We start from the raw sequence: 21378 nt of genomic DNA on the forward strand, positions 1-21378 counted from the left end.
GTGGCCGAGGAGCAAACTTTTCGGACGATGAGGGCTGTTTCCCACGAGCCCGCCCCCTTCACAACATAAGGGAAACTGCTCCAGCAAATCCGGCTCACCCAACCCTGCGGTTTTCTGCGACTTCGTGACCTCTGATTTCATTTCGCGAATCTGTTTATGCTCTCCAGACTCTTCGCCAACTCCCAACGCCTGTCCAGCCGCTGTGCCCCACAGCGGACTCGGTCGTTGATTGACGTCGGCGACATCCGCGCCCGAGCAACGCAACTTCAGGCGTTGACCGACCGGCAACTCACGGCGCGTTCTCTTGAACTCCGCGACGCACCCGCAGATAAGACTGAAACTTTTGCGCTGGCTACCGAAGCGGTCCGCCGCGCAACTGGTCGCACATACTACGACGTGCAACTGCAGGCAGGCCGAGTTCTCGCGGATGGCGATCTGGCCGAAATGCAGACGGGCGAAGGCAAGACTCTGGTCACTCTACTGCCCGTCTACGACGCCGTTGTGCAAGGTCACAACGTGCATGTCGCCACGACCAACAGCTATCTGGCGGAACGTGATTGTGCCGAACTGAAACCGGCATTCGAACTGCTCGGTGTTAGCATCAGTCTGCTGCCCGAAGAAAATTGTGATACGGCCAAACAAGCGGCTTATCAATGCGACGTCACTTACGGAACCGGCTATGAATTTGGTTTCGATTACCTGCGCGATCAACTCACTTTAAGGCAGCAACCACAGGATGCTCTGGGCGATGCATGGATAAGATCGTTATCCAACACTCCACGATCCTCGCCGCAGCTTGTGCAGTCAGCACGGCGTGTCACTATTATTGATGAAATCGACAGTGTCCTGATCGATGAAGCCAACACACCGCTGGTGATCAGCTTCTTCGCTTTCGACAGGCCTGACATCGAACCATATCGGCTGGCCGCCGCAGCGGCGGACACGTTGACTGACGGTGTGGACTACGCCATCGACGTCACCGCCAAACAGGTTACGATCTCGCAAAATGGCAGCCAGCACATCGCCGCATTGAAACCGGCCAACGTGACGTTGCAGCGGCCGTGGCGTATCTACGTCGAACATGCACTGCGAGCTCGCTACCTGCTTCAGCGCGACGTGGACTATGTGGTGCAGGGCGGAAAGGTGGCTCTGGTTGACCAGCACACCGGTCGCATCTTCCCGGATCGCAAGCTGCGAGACGGCCTGCACCAGGCGATCGAATTCATTGAAGCTGCAGAGTTAACAGCAGAAACAAATTCCTTCGCCCGCATTTCCCGCCAACGCTTCTTTCAGCAATATGTCAGCGGCACAGGCATAACGGGGACAGCGACTGACGCGATCGACGAATTCCAACGCTTCTTCAGATTGAAAGTCGTACCGATTCCACTGAATCGGCCGTCACAACGCGTGATGCTGCCGACCCGCTTTTTCGGCGATGCAAACGCGAAGTATGAAGCCATCGTCGCCGACGTGGTCACACGGCATCGCGTTGGGCAACCGATTTTGATCGGAACTCGCACGATCGAACAAAGCCGCCAGATTGCAGACATGCTGGCAGTGAAAGGCTTAACTCATCAACTGCTAAACGGCATGCAGGATGCCGAAGAGGCGGCCATTGTGGCTTTGGCCGGGCAACCCGCCGCGATCACCGTCGCTACGAACATGGCCGGCCGCGGCACCGACATCAAACTCACGCCGGCATCCCGAGACGCGGGCGGCCTGCATGTGATCGCGGCCGAACCGAACCGCAGTCATCGAGTCGACCGGCAACTGATTGGCCGAGCGGCGCGGCAGGGCGATCCCGGTTCGTGTCAGGTGTTTGTGTCGGCCGACGACGATCTGCTGAAGACGATGGGGCGATCTTTAATTCGCAAAATCAGTGGCACAGCCGGTCGTGGCGGTGAAGCAGAACTAAACGCGGAACAGGAGCTACGCAACATTCAACGCCAGGCGGAGTATGTCGACTTCATGCAACGTCAGCAGCTGATGCAGCAGGATCTGTGGGCGGAAGACGTATTGCAAACACTGGTGGGGCAGGGCGTTGAAAAACAGGCGAGCAACAGAATGGAGACAGTACTATGAAATCGAAATATTTTCGACGCTGCCTGAAGAGCCTGCCCACGATCATTATTGCGATCACGTCAACCACCGCACACGCAACCGACATCATTGGCTTTACCGAACCGGTCAAGACCATTGAACTGGCCGCGTCCGAGACTGGCATTCTGGCGACGTTGCACGTCAAACGAAACGACACGGTGAAGGCTGGGCAGACCGTCGCGGCACTGGATACCCAAGTCCTGCAGACTCGCCGAGCGTTGGCGGAAGCTCGCGCCAAATCGACGGCCCGCCTGAAGGCTGCAACAATCAAAGTCGCGCGAGCCGAGCACAACCTTCAGCAACTGCAGCAGCTTCGCGAAGAAGGGCACGGCGGCAAACGAGAATTAGAACTGGCCGCGTCGGACCTTGAGCTCGCTCGCGCCGACTTAGAAGCCGTCGAAGATGAAGAACTGCTAAGCCGGCTGGACATCCAACGCATCGACGCGGAAATTCGCCGCCGCACCGTCGTCAGTCCGATGGACGGCATCGTCACTGAGGTGCATCGGGAAGTGGGCGAATTCGTAGCGACGACACAGCCGACCGTGCTCACTATTGCCAATCTCACCCAGCTACGCATCCGCTTTTATCCTTCGACTGACGTCGCCGAACCATTGCGAACAGGCGACCCGATTGCCGTAACACTGTTGCATACCGGGGCAGACCTAAAAGCGACGATCGACTTCATCTCGCCTGTGATCGACGCGGACAGCAACACCGTTCAGGTCGACGTACTGCTGGACAACCGCCACGGAAAACTGCGGAGTGGCCGACGATGTGCATTGCTCGCCGCCCCTTGGCGAAGTCATCCAGTCCCAGCAAGGCAGGCCGCTATGCCTGAACATCTCAGCAACGCAACAGGAGCGCGTTAATGAGTCGCCTTCGCACCGCCGCGCCCCGGCAACGCATCCACGCCGCCGACGGTCCAGCCGCTGCTTCGGATTCGGCCGTCCAGCAATTGGCCGCCATCATGCGAGCCGCGAAATCTCGCGACGCACTTTACGCTGCGGTGGCGAAGTGGCTCAGTCAACGTCCGAGGTTCGCAGCCGTCGGCTTCTTCACCGCTGGTGAAAACGCAACTCTGGATTTTGGACCGCATACCTTTGACGGCCCAGCCTTCGACAGCGACGCGTTTCTAACCAACGCCATCGCGACCGCCGAACAGGCTCAACAATCGCGATTGACCGTCACCACTAACGCAGCAAACATCCGCAACGTTACGCTGATCAGTGTGCCGCTAACTTCGTCCAATGCAAACCCGCCCCTCGATCAACCCATTGCTGCTGATGTGCTCACTGCGGCCATCGTCACTTCACCGGACGAACGTGCCGACGACAGTCTTCTGCAACTTGCCGCCGCCAACATTGGAATGTGGCATAGCGACCACCGAAACACGGAACTTCAGCGACAACTAAGATCAACCGCCGCAACTCTGGACTTGCTGGCGACCATTGAAACGGCCGACAACTTCCGTAGCGGCTGCATGGCACTGGTGAACACTCTGAACCAGCATTTGCGGTGTCGCGGATTTGTTCTGGCGATCAGAAAACGCGGCCGCGATCATCGCCTGAAGGTAGAAGCGGTGGCGGGAATGGCGAACGTCGACTCGAGGTCGTCACTGACCAGCAGCCTGATAGATGCGCTACATGAATGCGTGGACCGAGCGACGCTGTCGACCTTCCCGGCTGACGACCATGAGGACCGCACTGCATTGCTGGCTCACCGAAAACTGTGTGGCGAACTGCAGGCGACAAAACTGATCAGTCATCCACTTAAGACGACTGACAATCAGGTCGTCGGTGCGTGGATGGCGGTGTACGACAGCACAGACATTCCGGCTGACGCAGACACGCTATTGCGAGTGGCCAGTCCTCGAATCGCGGACGCTCTACGCCTGTCACAACAAGCCAGCGCAACGTTCTTCCGGCAGCCAGCAAATAAGGCTCGTTGGCGCTGGCTGAAGCGATTCACTGTCGCGTCAACGCTGGCGGCGGCGGTCCTGGCCGTTCCTGTCCAATATCGCGTTCACTGCGACTGTGCGGCTGAACCGGACGTGCGGCGGTTCATCGTGGCTCCCCATGAAGGCCTTATCGAAAAGACGTTCGTGCAGTCCGGCGACGTGGTCACAGCAGGGCAGCTGCTGGCCGCAATGGACGGACGCGATGTACGCTGGGAACTCGCGGGGCTGGCTGCAGAACGCGAAAAAGCGGCCAAAGAACACGACTCCAGCCTGCTGCAAGGTGACGCCGCGGCGGCTCAACGAGCCACCCTGGAACTCCGCCGCATCGCTGCTCGCGAGCACGTCCTGCAGCGCCGCAAAGTTCAACTGCAAGTGACATCGCCGGTAAACGGCATCGTTCTGGACGGGCACCTGGACCGAGTCGAAAACGCTCCCGTGACGATCGGGCAGGCGTTGTACGAAGTGGCTGAGTTGTCGCCCGTCACGGTGGAGGTAGCCATTCCAGATGATGAATTCAGCAACGTCGCGGCCGGCTTTGAAGTGAGCGTGAAGTTCAACGGCATCGACGAGACATTCACCGGGACCATTGAACGCATCCACCCTCGAAGTGAGATCCGCGACGCTGACAATGTGTTCATCGCTGAGGTCGTGTTAAGCAACGCGTCGGAACAACTTCGACCGGGGATGAAGGGCTACGCACGCGTCGAAGGCGAAACTCATTCGCTGGCGTGGAATCTGTTTCACAAACCGTGGGAGCATTTAAGGAAGTCGCTTCCGTTTTGAGAACGTGAATGGCGCCGCTGTCACAGACAGGCAACGATCTGCAACCTCCTGGCATTGTTCCATTTTGCGTCGATCCGAAGCCAACGGCTTGCGTCCGCCTTCTTTCGTGGTTGCATCACGCCGAAGTCCGGACGACTCAACGACCTCAGTTTTCAACCTGAGAACCTTCGATTCCAACATGCACACGATCAACAATCACAGCTACGAACTCGGAGCCATTCGTCTCACACTGCGGCGTGATTTGACCGTGCGGCCGGAACGCTCCGGAGATACAGGTTGTTATCAGATCGAAGACGTGGCGAATTCGAAGTTCTTCCGCATTGGAACACCGGAGTACACGTTTCTTTCATTGCTGGACGGACAAACATCCATTGCAAATGCGGTCGCTGAAACCGCAACCAAACTCGGGGGTGATGCGTTCACGGAAACTCAGGCCGCCGCGTTCTGTCGCTGGCTGGTAGACAACTCCCTGGCCTCTACAAAGCAGTCAGCATCGGTAAATCGGTTGCAGGAACAAGCCGAACGAGACGCAAGCCGAAAGAAGCGTGAATGGCTTAACCCGTTGATGCTAAAGATTCCGCTGGGGCGACCTCAGTCCCTGCTGCGATCACTGTCCGGCGGAATGAACTGGTGCTTTAGCAGCGTCGGTGCTGGACTGTGGTTGGTGGTGGTGCTGCTGGGAGCGTACCGACTGTGGATGAACTTCGAACATTTCGGAAGTTCCGTATCATCGCTGGTCGCGGCGGATAACTGGGTATGGCTGGGACTGACGGCACTGTTGCTAAAGGTAATTCACGAGGCGGCTCATGGTCTGGCCTGCGACAGATTCGGCGGCGACACGCGGGAAGCTGGCATTTTGCTGCTATTGTTCGTGCCGCTTCCCTATGTGGACGTAACTTCGGCGTGGCGTTTTGGATCGAAGTGGCAACGAGTCATCGTGTCGGCGGCGGGGATGTACGCCGAATTCTTCATCGCGGCCGTCGCCGCAATTATTTGGACATCGACCAATTCTGCGATCATCCAGTTTCACGCCTGCAACGTGATTGTAACGGCCGGGTTTGTGACGCTGCTGTTTAACATGAACCCGCTGATGAGGTTCGATGGCTACTACATTCTGACTGACGCGTTTGACCTGCCGAACCTGGCGACTCACGGCCAGCAGGATACTATGTCGCTGGCTCGCCGCTGGCTGCTGGGCTTGCAAGAACAGCCACCGGAATGGCCGGAAGGTCGCCGACTGATCGTGCGCATGTACGGACTCGCGTCGCTTGTATGGAAGATACTGATTCTGGTCTCGCTAACATTGGCCGCCGCCGCGTTGTATCACGGGGCGGGCATCGTGCTGGCCGCCGTGGCATTGTGTTTGTGGTTACTGCTGCCAGCATTCAAGTTCGTGAAGTACATCATTCTTTCAGACCCGATCAATCCGCCGAACCGGCTTCGGTTTTCATTGATCACAGCATCTATGGCGGCGCTGACATTTGGTGTCTGGAATTACGTTCCATACGTGGAACGCATTCAGCTGGCGGCTACTGTCGACTACGCCCCGGTCATCACAGTGCGAGCCGCCACGTCGGGCTTTGTGCGAAAGATTCACGTCCGGCCAGGCGACAGCGTGACAACCGGTCAGTCATTGTTCACACTCGAGAACGTGGAACTAACGGCTCGAATTCAACAGTTGCAGCTTGCCGCAGAAACATCACGATTGGACACAACGAAGTATCATCGCGAGGGAAAGCTGGCCGCGTTTCAGATCGAGCAGGAGAATGCAGCAGCCGTGCAAAAACGGTTGAACGAATTGCAGGCTCAGGCGGATTCACTGACCGTTCGCGCCATTGACAATGGCACCGTTTTGAGTCGCCGCTTGTCCGACTTTGCGGATCGCTGGGTCACAGCGGGGACGGAGCTAATGCTGCTGGGCAACGACCAACAGCGGTCGGTGCGTTTTGTGGTCGCTCAATCCGATATCGCGTCCATGCGAACCGCCTTGCACCAGCCAGCTCAGGTTCACATCTGGGGATCCACTTACAACGATCTCACGGGCGTGATTGCCGAAATTGAACCGCGAGGTTCGACTGCGCTGCGTTACCCGTCGCTGGCTGTGACGGCGGGCGGGCCGCTGGCGGTCAAGCAGGTGCCCAGCGGCGAATCGACGGACCAGCAATGGCAACTGCTGGAGCCTCATTTTTCAGGCCGAATCAAGTTGAAGGAAGGCTCACTCAACGCATTCGGCACGGGACAAACCGGTGTTGTGGAACTTACCGCAAACCGGGGCTCGATGGGGCGAGTTCTGACATCATGGGTAGAAGGTAAGTTGCGCCGTGAGTAGTTCAACTTACCCAAGGGTGGCTCCGATCGATTCACGCAATCACCGTTCGTCGACGCAACATGCGCTCGACTCAGAGCGGTGTCGCCTCTGGTTGGGGCGTGGTGCATTTTAGTGGGACTCGCCAGAGTTCCTGCGATTCCACCGCAGATCGGGATTTCAGGCGAAATCCACTACAGCGGCATACGCACCCGATCCAGACTCCAGGAGATCGACCGACATCGCAGGCAATTGTTCGCTTAAGCTGCTAAACTGCGAGGTCACAGCCGGTCAATTCACACATTTGAAATGGAAACAAGACAACGATGATCACCGTCGGAATGAACTATCACGTTATCGAAGGCAAACAGCAGGACTTCGAAGACAAATTTGCCGCCGTCATTGACGCTCTGAACGCCGCCGAAGGACACACGAGTTCCACGCTGTGGAAAGACGTGGCCGACGGCGCATCGTACCTGATCACCAGCGAATGGACGGACGAAAATGCCTTCACGGAATTCATCCGCAGCGACGCCTTCCGCGCTGTGACCAACTGGGGCAAAGAACAGATTCTGTCTGGACGCCCTCAACACAAGATCTACAAGAACTAGAACAGTTCCGCTTTTGTTGTGGATGGTTCGGGCTCATGGGAAACAGCCTTCGTAGTCCGAATTGCATGTTCTGCGGCCACCAGTCAGCGAGATTTGCTGTTGTCGGCAGAATTTGAGTTTTAACGGCGGCGGCCACGAAGTCGGGCGACCGCGTCTCGCAACCGGCTGCGAGACGCGTCCAGCAACACGGCCAGCACGATAACGCTGCCCGTGGTGACGTATTTGGCTCCTTCGCTGACGTTCATCTGGACCAGGCCGGATTGCAATACGGCGATGATCAACACACCGAAAAATGTGTTGATCATCGACCCTCGTCCGCCCATCAGACTGGTGCCACCGATCACGGCAGCCGCGATCGCCAGCAGTTCGAAACCAATCGCGGCATTCGGATCCACAACGCTGATGCGCGACGTTTCAATCACCCCGGCCGCCGCCGCTAACGCGCCGCTGACCACAAACGCGCCAATACGAATCCACTTGGTTTCGACACCGCTGTAGCGCACGACGGTTTCGTTAAACCCGATCGCCATGCTGTAGCGGCCGAATACAGTGCGATGCAGCACGAACTGCGACACACCCACAGCAGCCAGCGCGAACAGAAACGCGGGCGAAACTCCCAGCGCGCCAATGCGTTCGCCGATGAACGCCATGCCGGTGCCCCGAACGATGAACATTGATCGAGATTCTGTCAGCAGATAAGTCAGTCCTCGCGCCACCTGCAACACGCCGAGACTCACGATAAACGACGGAATCCCGGCCAGCACGCTAATACCGCCGCTGATCAGCCCGCAGATTCCCCCGACAACAATAGCCAGCGGAACGGCCATCCAAATCGACAGCTCGTGATTCACCATCAACACACCCAGCACGGCAGCACTGAACGCCAACACAGACCCAACGGCCAGGTCAATTCCACCGGTGATCAACACAAACGTCATGCCGACAGACACCAGCGTGAGTGCCGGAATCTGGTTCACGATCGCTTTAAGAGTCGGGACACTGAAGAAGTGATCCGTCTTCACCCCAAAGAACGCCACCAGCATCCCAAGAACGATCAGCAACCCAAGGTGCTCACCGATCAGAATGGATTTCAAATGACTTTTGTGAGGACGCAGCATGCGGGTGAGCGTTCAGCAAGGACGCGGGAAGAAAACCAGTCGCAGGATAGGGGCGAGAAAGTACCGGTTGAATCAGGTAACGCCGCGATCATTATGGAATTCGCGTGAATTGCCAGTTGGCGTTCTCCTGATGGAGCAACCCTGCCTCAAATCGAATCCGCTGTGATCAGATCGACCGGTGTTTCCTTGTCGCCCGGGGCCTTGCCGGTTTCGATGGCTTCCAGGGCGTATTCGATGCCGAAGACGGCGAGCTGGTCGCCGTGCTGGTCGGCCGTGGCGAGGATTTCTCCGAGCTCAATTGCCTGACGCACGGCGGAGATGTTGTCGAAGCCGACGATCTTCACACCAGCCAGACGATCGGCTTCTTTGACCGCAGCAAGGGCTCCCAACGCCATGTTGTCGTTGCAGGCGAGAATCGCTTTCAGGTCCGGGTGAGCCGTCAGCATGCCCGCGGCCGTTTGGTTCGCGATGCTCATTTCCCACCTGGCCGATTGCGACGCGACCACTTCCAGCTTGGCGGCCGTCAGAGCTTCTTCGAAACCCAGCTTGCGTTGCTGGCCATTAAAGGAAGTTTGGATGCCTTCCAGAATCGCCACTTTGTCGCCTTCCTGCATTGCTGCGGCCAGATGTTCGCCCACTTTCTTTGCGCCCGCTTTGTTGTCCGGGCCGACGAAGGGAATGGTGGCATCGCTGGATTTGAGAACCTCTTCGTCCAGCTTGTTGTCGATGTTGACCACGACAATGCCAGCTTCCTGAGCTCGCATTAACACCGGAACCAGTGCCTTCGAATCCGCTGGCGCGATTACGATAGCGTCAACCTGCTGAGCGATCATTTGTTCAACCAGTGACACCTGCCCACTGAGATCCGTTTCGTCCTTGATGCCGTTGACGATCAGTCCGTATTTGTCCGAATTCTGTTTTTGGTGCTCCTCAGCACCAGCGGCCATCGTGGCGAAGAACTCGTTGGCGAGCGACTTCATCACGATCGCGATGCGCGGCGCGTCGGACGATGTGGCGGAGGTGTTGGACGCCGTTGAGGCAGAGTCAGAATCGCCGCACCCGACGAAGATGGCCAGCAGTGCGGAGAAAACCAAAGTGGAACAGCCGCGAAAAACAGTCATAGGATTATTCGGTAGCAGGAATATTGTTTTAGAGCAGTTTACGTTTTGTTGTACATGGTTCTGGCTCGTGGGAACCGGCCCACGTAGAACAAAAAACGATTTCCGCGGCCACAAGTCAGCGGGAAACGCTGTAGACCGGAACTCGTAATGTAACCGGACGGCACTTCTGACAACAGCACCCCGGACGATTTGACGCCCGCCAGGATTCCGTTCGACCGTGGCGAACGCAAAACAGCGGAAGTGCCACCCCAAGCGAGACTTGCAATCCGGAACTCAGAAAGAGCCGCTGGCGACGAATCGCCCGCCCGCGTAGGATTCCAGCCCGGCGGACTGACCGCGGGAGAGTCAGCCACAAAATATTCATCTACGAGCGAGCAATGTCAGAAGCGGAAGAACGGCCCAACGAAGGCGAGACGATCCAGTTAGACAAATTTCTAAAGCTGGCCGACCTTGCCGAATCCGGCGGTGCGGCCAAGCATCTGGTTCGATCGGGCGCGATCCGCGTCAACGGTGAAGTGGAAACTCGCCGGGGCCGAAAGCTGAAGCACGGCGATGTCGTCAACGTCAACGGCGAGGACTTCGTGATTGAAACAACGCCCGATACGGGCGAGGCCGACGAAGAAGCCCCTGAATCCTGACGCTGTAAAATTTCGCTCGCGAAGCTACGGCACCAGTTGCGGTCCACCTTCGCCCTGCATCCGAATGCGGCTGCCGTAGACGCCAATGTCCAGCGTGTTAGCGGCATCCGATGAAATCCACGTGTAACGCAACCCGTAGCGTGATGGGACCGGCTGACGAAACAATTCTGTGCCCGTCATTTTGTTGACGCCTCGAAAAACGGTCTCATTCGAAGTGCGGACCGGCTGGACACCTTTAATTGGCGTCGTTTCAATCAAAACCAGCAGGGGTAGGTCGGGCTGATCTGTTGTTGCCAGCAGGTTTCCACGCTCGGCGATGCCCCATCGGAATTCCCCGGTTTCGCGATCAACTGCGCGAACGCCGCCAGTGAACCGCAACATGTTTCGGCCGGACGGCTGCATCATCACGCCTTGTTCTTTTTCCTCGTAATTCAAGAAATAGAAGTTCACCGCGTCCGTCGCCACCTGGACTCGTTCAGCGCTCCACAGTCGATTCGGAGCATCTCCTTCCGGCACTTCGGCGTCGGCTTCCGTTTTGAAGTTCACTCGCCTGGTTTCGCCGGTCTGCAAATCGACTGTCAGCATCCTCTGGTTGTCGTTGAAACCAACCAGCGTTTCGTCGTCCAGAAAACCAAACCGAGTCGCGTCGGCAAGGACCACTTCACGATGCTGCTCACCGGAAAGCGGGGCCACCCATTGCAGCCGATGCTCGCCTGCGTTGTCGGCGTCCTGCCAATAAACGATCCATCGACCAATGCCGCGAATGGCTTTGCGGATGGAACGATTCTGCTTCACGGGCTCTAAACGGTTCCCTGTCTGGCCATCAAAAATGATCGTCTGGTTGACGGCTGTTCCAGCCACGATGACGACATCATCACTGGTGATAACCCGATTGAATTGTGCTGGCAGGTCGGCCGACCACAGTGTGATCCCGGACAGCACGTCGACCACTTCGATCGAACGTTTTTGACGCACACACACCCAACCATCGCCAACACCCGCAATCTGGTACATGCTGGATGCCACGTGAGACGGAAGCTTTTCCCTGCCAGCATCGAACTTCTCAAAATTGCTTCGCGGGCCGGACGAAAACGAACCGCCGACTGAGGCACTGGCACGTGACCAGACAACCTGTTGGTCAAGGACCGAAATCCCGGCAACGCCGCTGAAACTGGTCAGCAACAGCATGCTGCCATATCGCTGTAACAAGTCGGATTGTTGAGTGTACGTTCCCTGAACCTTTAGATCGCCGGGCAGCGACCATTGCTCGACATCCGCTGAGGCCACACGTTCTGCCTGCAGTCGGCCGTACTCGCCTCGCATGACTGACCACTTGTATTCTCGCAGAAACGGATCGTCTGAAACCAGCGCCGAAAAAAGATCAACAGTGCGAGGCATGGACATGGCTCGCCCCACCGGTAACGCGTGGTATAGCTGGTCGGTCCACCGTTCAAACTGCGACTGCATGCGGGATCGGAAGTTTTCGTCGAGCCGTTCACTTGTCGCCAATTTTGAAATGAGTGGACTGTTGGAAGCGACCGCCGCTTCGACAAACTCCGGCGGCAAGTCAAGCATCGCGGTATTTAGAAGCAACTGAACGGCTCGAACAGATGCCTGGTCACGGTCGGAGGAAGCTGCAAGATCGAGCAGCCTTTCCAACACGGCCACCTCTGCACTGAAGTCAGGTGCCTCATTACCCGATGCCGCCTGCTGCTTAATGGCAAGGGCAATGCTGTGGCGGAGCAAGTGCGTCGATGCTTCACTAAGCGTTTGCTGCGCGTCGAGATAGCGATGTAGTTCCGGCCGAATCGCAGGGGCGCGGATATTCAACAACACCGTCGGAGAAACTCCTTCAAGCTGCGGCAATAAGACGCCGTGGTCGGCTTCGGACTGCAGCAATCGCGAGTATTCTGACGTGGCCCATGTGAGTAGAGATTGAGTGACGGGGATCACATCCGAATCGGCTTGCGATTCCAGATCTGGCGTTGGCAACGTCAGTGGCGCGGGAGTCGACAACCGGGCAGGACGCAGCTTCAGAATTTCGACTAATAGCGGAGCAGCGGCTGCGGGATCGTCCTGAGTGACAAGCCACGACGCTTCAAACACCTTGACATTCAGCTGCTGGTCGGGCGTCGTGGCTTCAGCTTTTAACTGCGGCAAATACTGTTGAGGATCCTGCAAGGCAAGCTGCTGAAAGCATTCAAACCGCAGCGACTTTGCTTCTGCAAACCGCAATGCAAATTCCGGCATGTCCGTTAGCAGGTCGAGTGCCTCCTGCCATTTCTTTGCCGCCATTAGCCCGGTGGCCTGCTCAATAACGTCTTGAGGTAACTCGGTGGATTCGGTTTGAGAAATCCGAGACAGCCGTTCGGGCGACGAATGAAGCAGATCGTTTTCCAGCGACTCAGAAGCAACTAAATGGCCCCAACCGTTCACGGGAAGAACGACCTCCTCAGTGACGGAGACAGACTTTTCCTGAAGACTCACTTTGGCGACCAAACCCGACGACATTGGCACCAGCAGTGCTCCGTCGCGCAACACGCCACGACCGGTTGGCACGCCGGCTGCCGCGGGAATTTCGATCGACCAGTCGTCGCCGTCTGTCGCCACATGAAGACTTCGCACCACAGCGCTTTCCGATTTCGTAGTCTCAGGCGGACCCGATTGGTGACCGCCGTGTGGCTCAACAATGACGACTCGGCCGTCCGCGGCATGCAGAAAAACGGCTGAAGGGCCAACCTTCAGACGCCGAACCTGCTCGCCCGTCAACGCGTTCAATACGACGATTTCATGGGCTTCGTGAGGAAGTACGATTAGGTGCTCGCCAGACGTGATTAACCGGGATTCCGGCCATCGCCGGTTAATGCTGACCGTCGGCGTTGTGGCAACCGGCTGACCACGGCGCAAACGCGTGACCGGATCGTGTTCGTCATCATGCATGGAGCTGGCCCACAAAACGGACCGTGTGAGCTGATCGACGCAAACTGTCCAGCCAGTGGTGGTGGGGCACCAGATTAGACCGCCATCAACAACCGGACTCGCTTTCCACAAACGCCGCGCAGGATCTTTCTCGATGGACTGGTCCGGAAACGCGAGTAGGCGATTCCAAATCAGTTCGCCGGTTGTCGCCGCCAGGCAGCCGAGTTGAATTTCGCCGTTCCATTCAAAAACGCCGTACAGCCTTCCTCGCACCGGCGTTGGTGGGCCGGACATCCAGAACGTTTCTGACCGACTGCCAATCGTCTCCCCAAATGTTTCGCCGGAAGTCGTCCAGACTCGACGGCCCGTTGCTTTCTCCAACGCGATTAGCCGCGAGTCCGTTGCTTGAGGCGTGGTCATGCGACGCCCAAATGCGCGATTGACAGTCGCCGTGGTTTTTCCTGCCCCTTCCTCGCTGGCAACCACATATAGCTGATCGCTATCCGACGACACTCGCCCCAGCACGTTGTCGCGACAGAACAAAGTGGCGAGTACAGTATTTTCAAGCCGCGAAAAAGCGACGTCGGCATTCGCCGTATTTAGGGTTCGATCGCCTTCGATCTGGCCGTCCAAAGCTGGCAGCAGCGGATAGTGCCACTGTGGTTGCCCGGATTTCAGGTCGATCGCCGCGACGCCACGCAGCGTTCGACGATACAACACGTCGCCATCCACCGTGTCCCGCCACGTGGTTTCGGGGATCACGCTCGCCTGCCGCGCGGCGTCTCGAAATATTCTGATTCGCTGGCCCAGACTTGGCGACGACAACGGATGAAACTGCCACCGCAGATGCGTGGGCACAACAACGTTATCAAGCGACTTTGTAGGCTCCTCGCGGTCGGTGGCGGTCGGAGGCGTTGATTCTGAAAGCTCAGTCGACGCTCCGTCCGCTTTCAATTGGTCCATCACATTGCCGGCGCCGTCCCGGAACTCGGCAGGAATCTGATCTTTCAGCAGGGGCACCAACCAGGCTCGAGCCGCCAGATAGTGTCCTTGAGCCACATGCAGTCGGGCCAGAATTAAGTGAGACTGAATAGAGGCCGCCGTGCCGGGCATTTCCTGAATCAACTGCGGCATCGACTTAAGGTCACCGCTTTCCAGAATCTCATCGAGTGTTTGATCCGCCAGATTCGCGTCTCGCGTGGCCTGCCTTTGCCGGACATCTTCAGGAAAATCGAAGAACAGGTCGAACAGAACGCGAAACAAGGGGACGAACGCCTCCGATCCGCTCGCACTAGGGACCATCGTCGAAGGATCGGCCGTCTGCAGCCGACGGAACTCATAGAACGCTGCGTCGGTGTTTCCCGCCTGCAGATAGTCCCGCGCGGCCTGCAGCGTCGTTACAGTCTTGCGGTCGATGAGCAAACCGCGGCTGGCATCCTCGACGGCCGCATCATCAGTATCTGCGGAACTGTCTGGCTCATCACAGACTGCGGTCTGGACTTGTGCTGCGAAGAACAGCAGGAATACGGTCAGGCCATTTCGAGTGGACAAGAGGCTGCACACGGATTTTTGCCCGCCAAAAAGGTATCCGGGGAGGATCGAAGCCGTGGAGTACGGCTTGATCTCGACTACAGGATCTTATGATTCCGGCGTCAGCGGGTCCAATGGTGAACTCGCAGACTTTGCCGGGCCGATCCGTGGTCAAATGCCACAATGCCGTCTGATCTGCGGGAATCATTGCATTACTGTTGAACACCTGACATCAGGCCGGTATCCTTCCGCGTTCTGAATTTTGGCCAGCACGCCAGAGTTCTGCGCTTTTCCGGCTGATGACGCCGCACTAAGCGGCCGAAAACATAGCTTTATCAGCGGTTCCCGGAAACATGCCTGGCACGGCGACAGCCTGCCGGGTGCCACAGAGCAATCCTGAGACCGCCTTATTTTATTGATTATTCTCACTCAACTTACAGAACAGGGATTACGGACATGACGGAAGACTTTCGTCTGTCAGCAGAAAACCGCAAGGTGCTCGGCACACGCAATACACGTCGTTTGCGTAAGCAGGGTCGCGTGCCCGGAAACCTGTATGGCTTCAAAAAAGACGCTGTCAATATTACGGTTGCTGCTGACGACGTCGAGCGATTAGTCGCTGGCGGCTCAAAAGTTGTCGACGTTGAACTGGACGGCACCGTCGACAAGGCCGTTGTGCAGGAACTGCAGTGGGACATCTACAGTACTCATGTGCGCCACCTCGACTTGATGCGAGTCGATCCGGACGCCGTGACTACCGTCGATGTGCCTTTGGTGATTCGAGGAGAGCCCGCTGCACTTAAAGTGGGCGCCCAGCTTCGACACAAAGTCAAATATGTTTCTGTAACGTGTCCGGCGTTTCGCGTTCCAACGAACATCCCGATTCGCGTTGCGGCATTGAAGGTTGGCGATACGGTCAAAGTAAGCCAGTTAAAGGCTCCTGAGACTGTGAAAATCAATACAGATGGCGACACCGTTGTTGCTCAGCTGTACGATCCGAAGAAAGAAGAAGCGGCGGCCGCAGCGCCTGCAGCTGAGTAGTTGACGGAAGTTCGAATTCGGGTTTTCGTGCCATGAAGTTAGTGATCGGGCTCGGAAACCCGGGTGCAAAGTACGCGGGAACCCGGCATAATGTCGGGTTTGACGCACTAGCCGAACTGGCGAAGCGTTGTTCTGCTGAGAAACCGCAGAACAAGCATCAGGCGGACATCCAGGACGTGATGATCGGCGGCGAGAAGGTGCTGTTAGTAGCTCCTTTGACCTATATGAATTTGAGTGGTAATGCTGTCTGGCCGTTAGTGAACTTTTACCAAGTGGCCGCAGAAGATATTGTCGTCATCTGTGATGACATGAACCTTCCAACTGGTCGGCTTCGCTGGAGACCCTCAGGGTCGGCAGGAGGCCAAAAAGGGTTGGTCAGCATTATTCAGCGACTGGGACATCAGGATTTTCCCAGACTGAGAATCGGAATCGGGCGTCCACCCGGAAAAATGGATGTGACTTCCTACGTTCTCGGACGGTTTCGGGAAGAGGAAAAAGAAGACGTCGAACACGCAGTTTTGCGAGCGGCGGATTCCGTAGAATACTGGGTTGCCGAAGGTATTAAACCCACCATGACGCAGTTCAATCGACCTGCTGAAGCGTAAAACATTGTTTTTGGAGTAGCTGCCGGTGTCAGTCGCAGAAGTCAGTACCACAAAGGAAAACCTTTACGAAGGTATGTTCCTTGTCAACAGCAGTCATTTCGCCAACGATCCGGAAGCTGCCACAGAATCCATCATGGCGATCCTGGAGCGAGCCGGTGCTACCGTAGTAGCTCACCGCCCATGGCAGGATGGCAAGCTGGCCTATGAAATCGAAGGTCAACGGAAAGGTCTGCACTATCTGGTGTGCTTCCGCATGCCTGGAGCTGGCATGGAAGTGATCACGCGACAGTGTCACCTTAGTGACGTCGTGCTGCGACAGATGGTCATCAAGCACCCACCAGAATTGTTCAACGCAATGGTCGACGCCCTCAACGGCACGACTGATGGCGAGGCAGAGGTGGAAGCAGAAGCCACGCCTGACGAAGCAAAACCTGCAGAAGCAAATTAGTCCGTACGGCGAATTGCAACTCGGCGTTCCTTCACTGGAGACACGATGGCATCCTTCAACAAAGTGATTCTGGTTGGCAACCTGACTCGCGACCCCGAAGTGCGCTACACGACAGGCGGAACGGCGGTCACAGAAGTTGGCATGGCGGTCAGCCGTAACTGGACCGATCGCAGCACCAATGAACGCAAAGAAGAAACGACATTCGTCGACGTGACACTGTGGGGCCGAACGGCAGAGGTCGCCGGCGAATATCTTTCCAAAGGCCGCCCGTGTCTGATTGAAGGGCGTTTGCAACTGGATCAATGGGAAGATAAGGAAACCGGTCAGCGACGATCGAAGCTAAAGGTCGTTGGTGAGACCCTGCAATTGCTGGGCAGCCGTAACGATGGTGGTGGTGGTGGTGGCGGAGGCCGGCCGGAGTCTGGTGGATCACAGCCTTCAAGGCCGCCAGCAGCCAACACCGGGCGTGAAGAGAAAAGCCCGGATCAGGCTTTTTACGATGATGCTCCCAGCCCCCCCAAAGACGATGAAATTCCGTTCTAGACGGTTTTCTCGCCCTGATTAGAGTTCAAGATTTCAGAGACCCTTCTGATTGTTAGTTTGGAATTCGGAAACATGGTTCATATTTCAAAACCTCGCGGCGTTGCCGGTTCAACCAATAGTTCGGCCGAAGTGCTGCTGGTGCACGATGTTGAGCATCTTGGCAAGCGTGGCGAGATCGTAAAAGTGAAGCCCGGCTATGCTCGCAACTACCTGTTGCCGCACGGTGTCGCGACAGTGGCATCCGACGAAAACAAGCGGATGGTGGAGCTTCACAAAGAGAAGCTGAAAGCCATCGAATCCAGCCGCATTCGTGAGTTTGTGAAGATCGCTGACGCTGTCAACAAGTACAGTGCGACGATTGAGGCGAACGCCACGACAGACAACGCCCTGTACGGCTCAGTGGGCCCCAAAGACATCAGCGATGCTCTGAAGGCGGCTGGCCACAAAATCGAACCAGAACATGTTCGTATGGAAGGCCCGATCCGCGAACTGGGCATGTACACAGTGAAGCTGAAGCTACACGAGAAAGTACAGACCGATGTTAAAGTGTGGGTGGTGCCATCCGCTGCAGGCGTCTAGTGGTTTTCGATTGACCTCCAGCCGACTACGCTGGAGATCTTGTCCGAATGAAGGCCGCCCTCGCGAGCAGGCTCTGTCATTCTAAACCGAGAACGATTTGCCGACACCTGATGGTTGAGGCACCTTGAACGAGCTGTGCCGGGTTGAGTTAACAATTCGGTGCCGTACGGCAAAAATCCATGATCCTCAGGCAGGTTTCCTGCCTGGGGATTTTTTCGCGGCGGCCGGGGAATTTTCAAAGGTAACGGAAGCATGTACGGAGATACCAAGACGTCGGCAGGTCCCGACAAGTTTCGGATTCCTCCGCAGAATCTCGACGCGGAACGAGGTGTGCTGGGCAGCATCATGCTGCTGAACGAAGCGATTGACGACGTCGGAGAAGTGCTGAAGGCCGACCACTTCTATAGTGACGCCCACCAGAAAATCTATACCGCCATTCGCGACCTCTATGAGAACAACATTCGCGGCATCGACGGCATTACGCTCGCCAACGAACTCAAACGACGCGGCGAACTGGAAGATGTTGGTGGCGGGCCATACATCGCCGAAATCCTGGATACAGTGCCCCACGCAGCTCACGTGCGGTACTACTCAAACATCGTGCGTGAAAAATGGCTGCAGCGCAGTTTGATCTACGGGTGCACTGAGATCCTGTCCGAAAGCTATGAACTCACCACCGACATTGAAGACCTGCTTCAAAGTGCGGAGCGGCGAATTTTTGGCATCGTGGAACAACAGGAAGGCGCAGGAAACATCGCCATCGGCGACATCCTGATGGACGCCTTCGACCGCATTGAAGAACGCATCAATACGGAAGGTGATGTTTCCGGCACGACAACCGGCTTCGCCGATCTTGATGCTCAAACCACCGGCCTGCAACCGACGGAGCTGGTCATCCTAGCCGCTCGGCCGTCGATGGGAAAGACGGCTTTCGTTTGTAACGTGGCCGAAGCAGTGGCGCGAGACCTGAAAGGGGTGCTGCTGTTCAGCCTTGAACAGTCCAACCTGGAACTCGCCGAGCGTTTTCTGTGCCTCACGGCCAAAGTGAACGGACACGACCTTCGAGCAGGTAACCTCACCGCCGAAGACCGAGACAAGTTGATGATGGCCTCTGATGAGCTGTCACGGCTGCCGCTTTACATCGACGACAAGCCCGGTCGCACGATGGGACAAATTGCAGCCTTGGCCAGACGCCTTCATCGTAAAAGCCCGCTGGGCGTCATCATCATCGACTACCTGCAGCTTGTCGAACCGGATGACAAGAACTCACCGCGTGAACAGCAGATTGCCGGCATTTCACGTCGTCTGAAATTTCTGGCGAAAGAACTGCGAGTCCCCGTGATCGCCCTGGCCCAGTTGAACCGCGGAGTGGAACTGCGTGAAGACAAGCGACCACGACTCGCCGACCTGCGAGAGAGCGGGGCGATTGAGCAGGACGCAGACATGGTCATGTTCCTGCATCGTCCCGACGCCTACGACCCGGAAGACCGCCCCGGCGAAGCTGAGATCGTCGTCGCCAAGCACCGCAGCGGCCCGACCGGAATCGTGCGATTAACGTGGCGCAAAGAATTCATGCGATTCGAGAACTACGCTCCCATGCCCGACACGGATTTTGACCTGTAGGCCAGCGTTGTCAGCAGCTAAGCCTAAGCCCAAAATCCTACGGCGACGGTTCGGCCCACAAGCAGCGGGTGTTGATGGCCTCAGTGACTCTGGGCGACGCACATCCGGGGTGCCAATGCCACCTGATGCGTAGCCCACACTCTTTGTGTCGAGCGGCAACTGCCGTTTTGGCCTGAATGAAGTGGTACGCAATTTGCTATCGTAGACATAGCAACGAATTTCCTCCCGAAGCGAGGCCTTTTACGAAGAGAAATCCGCTATGTTTTTCGACCCAACCTACATTTTGATGGTGCTGCTGCCAGGACTGATCATTTCTGGCATTGCCAGCATGTTGGTGCGTTCGGCATTCGCAAAGTATTCAAAGGTTGCTGGGTCGCAGGGCTACACCGGAGCTCAAGCCGCGCAAATTCTATTGGAGCACGCGGGCATCGGAGACGTCAGAATCGTACCGACAAACGGGTACCTCAGCGACCACTATAATCCGGCCACAAAACAGCTGGCGCTTTCTGAAGACGTCTACGCCAGCCGGTCTATTGCCGCTCTGGGAGTGGCATGTCACGAAGCGGGGCACGCGATCCAGCACGCTCGGGGATATGCACCGCTGGGGCTACGATCGGCCCTTGTGCCTCTTGCAGGAATTGGCTCCGGGGTGGGCGACCTCGTAATGACAGTCGGTCTGTTTCTTCTGTCACCCTCTGTTGTCATGATCGGTGCCTTGTTGTTTAGTGCGGTGCTGTTGTTTCAACTGGTGACGCTTCCCGTCGAATTTGACGCAACCGCTCGAGCCAAGAAACTCATCGTCGATACGGGTATCATTACACCGCAGGAACGAGACGGGGTCGACAGTGTCTTGAATGCGGCCGCCCTGACTTACGTCGCTGCTGTTGTCAGCACATTGCTGACGCTGCTGTACTTTCTGATGCGATCAGGACTACTGGGCAACCGCGATTAGAGCAGTCTTTCTCTTGTCGTGGGCAGTTCGGGCTCGCGGGAAACAGCCTTCACAGTCCGTAACGCTTGCTCCGCGGCCACAAGTCAGCGAAATTCGCTGTAGGAAACTAAGATGAGTCTGAAGCCACCCACCGAAACTTCTGACACCGGGTCCGCAGCCCGCTACCGCCTGGCGGATTTTTCGCAGATCGAAGGCGTGCCGTGCCCCTGCGGATCAGCCCGTCGGGCATTCGCCGGTGTGCCCGAATTCCCCGGCACTTTGCACGTGACGGAAATCAGTGAAGCCGCGAAGAAGCACTATCACAAGACGCTTACCGAAACGTACTTCTTCCTCGAATGCGGTCCCGATGCCAAAATGGAACTGGACGACGAGATCATCGATGTCCGTGCCGGCGTCAGTATCGTAGTCCCACCCGGCGTCCGTCATCGAGCGCTTGGAAAAATGAAGGTGTTGATTGTGGTGCTACCGGAATTCGATCCGGCCGATGAGTGGCTGGACTGATCGA

17 protein-coding genes are annotated in these 21378 nt (G+C 56.9%); 14 read left to right on the forward strand and 3 right to left on the reverse strand.

The genetic code is table 11. The features are described 5' to 3' along the window. The first annotated feature begins 156 nt into the window (after positions 1 to 156). The 5 genes from Fuma_RS20290 (at position 157) to Fuma_RS20310 (ending at position 7756) form a co-directional block, all read left to right on the forward strand. Positions 157 to 2082: a preprotein translocase subunit SecA gene (locus tag Fuma_RS20290; RefSeq protein WP_083732189.1), complete on the forward strand. Its 1926-nt coding sequence runs from the start codon at positions 157 to 159 to the stop codon at positions 2080 to 2082. Beyond that, the gene (locus tag Fuma_RS20295) at positions 2079 to 2969 is read left to right on the forward strand and encodes an efflux RND transporter periplasmic adaptor subunit (protein ID WP_077025726.1); all 891 of its coding nucleotides are present in this window, start codon (positions 2079 to 2081) and stop codon (positions 2967 to 2969) included. Before Fuma_RS20290 ends, Fuma_RS20295 begins: the two co-directional genes overlap by 4 nt. Continuing rightward, positions 2969 to 4840: an efflux RND transporter periplasmic adaptor subunit gene (locus tag Fuma_RS20300; RefSeq protein WP_077025727.1), complete on the forward strand. Its 1872-nt coding sequence runs from the start codon at positions 2969 to 2971 to the stop codon at positions 4838 to 4840. Before Fuma_RS20295 ends, Fuma_RS20300 begins: the two co-directional genes overlap by 1 nt. A 178-nt stretch (positions 4841 to 5018) precedes the next feature. Further along, positions 5019 to 7169, forward strand: a complete 2151-nt coding sequence (locus Fuma_RS20305) for an efflux RND transporter periplasmic adaptor subunit (RefSeq protein ID WP_077025728.1) — start codon at positions 5019 to 5021, stop codon at positions 7167 to 7169. A 302-nt stretch (positions 7170 to 7471) separates the two neighbouring features. Beyond that, on the forward strand, positions 7472 to 7756 hold the full coding sequence (locus tag Fuma_RS20310; protein WP_077025729.1) for an antibiotic biosynthesis monooxygenase family protein: 285 nt from the start codon (positions 7472 to 7474) through the stop codon (positions 7754 to 7756). A gap of 119 nt (positions 7757 to 7875) precedes the next feature. Here Fuma_RS20310 and Fuma_RS20315 read toward each other — a convergent pair whose 3' ends face one another. After that, the gene (locus Fuma_RS20315) at positions 7876 to 8874 is read right to left on the reverse strand and encodes an ABC transporter permease (RefSeq protein WP_077025730.1); all 999 of its coding nucleotides are present in this window, start codon (positions 8872 to 8874) and stop codon (positions 7876 to 7878) included. Between the two features lie 146 nt (positions 8875 to 9020). Next, on the reverse strand, positions 9021 to 9995 hold the full coding sequence (locus Fuma_RS20320) for a sugar ABC transporter substrate-binding protein (RefSeq protein ID WP_083732190.1): 975 nt from the start codon (positions 9993 to 9995) through the stop codon (positions 9021 to 9023). Between the two features lie 377 nt (positions 9996 to 10372). Here Fuma_RS20320 and Fuma_RS20325 point away from each other — a divergent pair, with 377 nt between their 5' ends. Beyond that, the gene (locus Fuma_RS20325) at positions 10373 to 10633 is read left to right on the forward strand and encodes an RNA-binding S4 domain-containing protein (RefSeq protein ID WP_077025731.1); all 261 of its coding nucleotides are present in this window, start codon (positions 10373 to 10375) and stop codon (positions 10631 to 10633) included. A gap of 24 nt (positions 10634 to 10657) precedes the next feature. On the opposite strand, the gene Fuma_RS20330 is transcribed toward Fuma_RS20325, so the two are convergent. After that, on the reverse strand, positions 10658 to 15103 hold the full coding sequence (locus Fuma_RS20330) for an outer membrane protein assembly factor BamB family protein (protein ID WP_077025732.1): 4446 nt from the start codon (positions 15101 to 15103) through the stop codon (positions 10658 to 10660). Positions 15104 to 15538: 435 nt separating this feature from the next. Here Fuma_RS20330 and Fuma_RS20335 point away from each other — a divergent pair, with 435 nt between their 5' ends. From Fuma_RS20335 to Fuma_RS20370, 8 genes are all read left to right on the forward strand, one after another. Continuing rightward, positions 15539 to 16123 (forward strand): 50S ribosomal protein L25, encoded by a 585-nt coding sequence (locus Fuma_RS20335; protein WP_077025733.1) that lies wholly within the window; start codon positions 15539 to 15541, stop codon positions 16121 to 16123. A gap of 32 nt (positions 16124 to 16155) precedes the next feature. Continuing rightward, positions 16156 to 16728 carry an aminoacyl-tRNA hydrolase gene (gene pth / locus Fuma_RS20340; RefSeq protein WP_077025734.1) on the forward strand — a complete coding sequence of 191 codons (573 nt, stop codon included), beginning with the start codon at positions 16156 to 16158 and terminating at the stop codon, positions 16726 to 16728. A 25-nt stretch (positions 16729 to 16753) separates the two neighbouring features. Continuing rightward, complete coding sequence (gene rpsF, locus Fuma_RS20345; RefSeq protein ID WP_229360695.1) at positions 16754 to 17176, forward strand: 30S ribosomal protein S6; 423 nt, start codon at positions 16754 to 16756, stop codon at positions 17174 to 17176. 45 nt (positions 17177 to 17221) lie between these two features. Then, entirely contained in the window at positions 17222 to 17719 is a 498-nt protein-coding gene (locus Fuma_RS20350; protein WP_077025736.1) for a single-stranded DNA-binding protein, read from the forward strand. Positions 17720 to 17791: 72 nt separating this feature from the next. Beyond that, positions 17792 to 18298, forward strand: a complete 507-nt coding sequence (gene rplI, locus Fuma_RS20355; protein ID WP_077025737.1) for a 50S ribosomal protein L9 — start codon at positions 17792 to 17794, stop codon at positions 18296 to 18298. Positions 18299 to 18550: 252 nt separating this feature from the next. Then, entirely contained in the window at positions 18551 to 19921 is a 1371-nt protein-coding gene (dnaB, locus tag Fuma_RS20360) for a replicative DNA helicase (RefSeq protein ID WP_077025738.1), read from the forward strand. Between the two features lie 259 nt (positions 19922 to 20180). After that, entirely contained in the window at positions 20181 to 20873 is a 693-nt protein-coding gene (locus Fuma_RS20365) for a zinc metallopeptidase (protein ID WP_077025739.1), read from the forward strand. A 111-nt stretch (positions 20874 to 20984) separates the two neighbouring features. Further along, complete coding sequence (locus tag Fuma_RS20370) at positions 20985 to 21374, forward strand: cupin domain-containing protein (RefSeq protein ID WP_077025740.1); 390 nt, start codon at positions 20985 to 20987, stop codon at positions 21372 to 21374. Positions 21375 to 21378: the final 4 nt, after the last annotated feature.

The sequence above is a fragment of the Fuerstiella marisgermanici genome (assembly GCF_001983935.1).
Classification (GTDB): Bacteria; Planctomycetota; Planctomycetia; order Planctomycetales; family Planctomycetaceae; genus Fuerstiella; species Fuerstiella marisgermanici.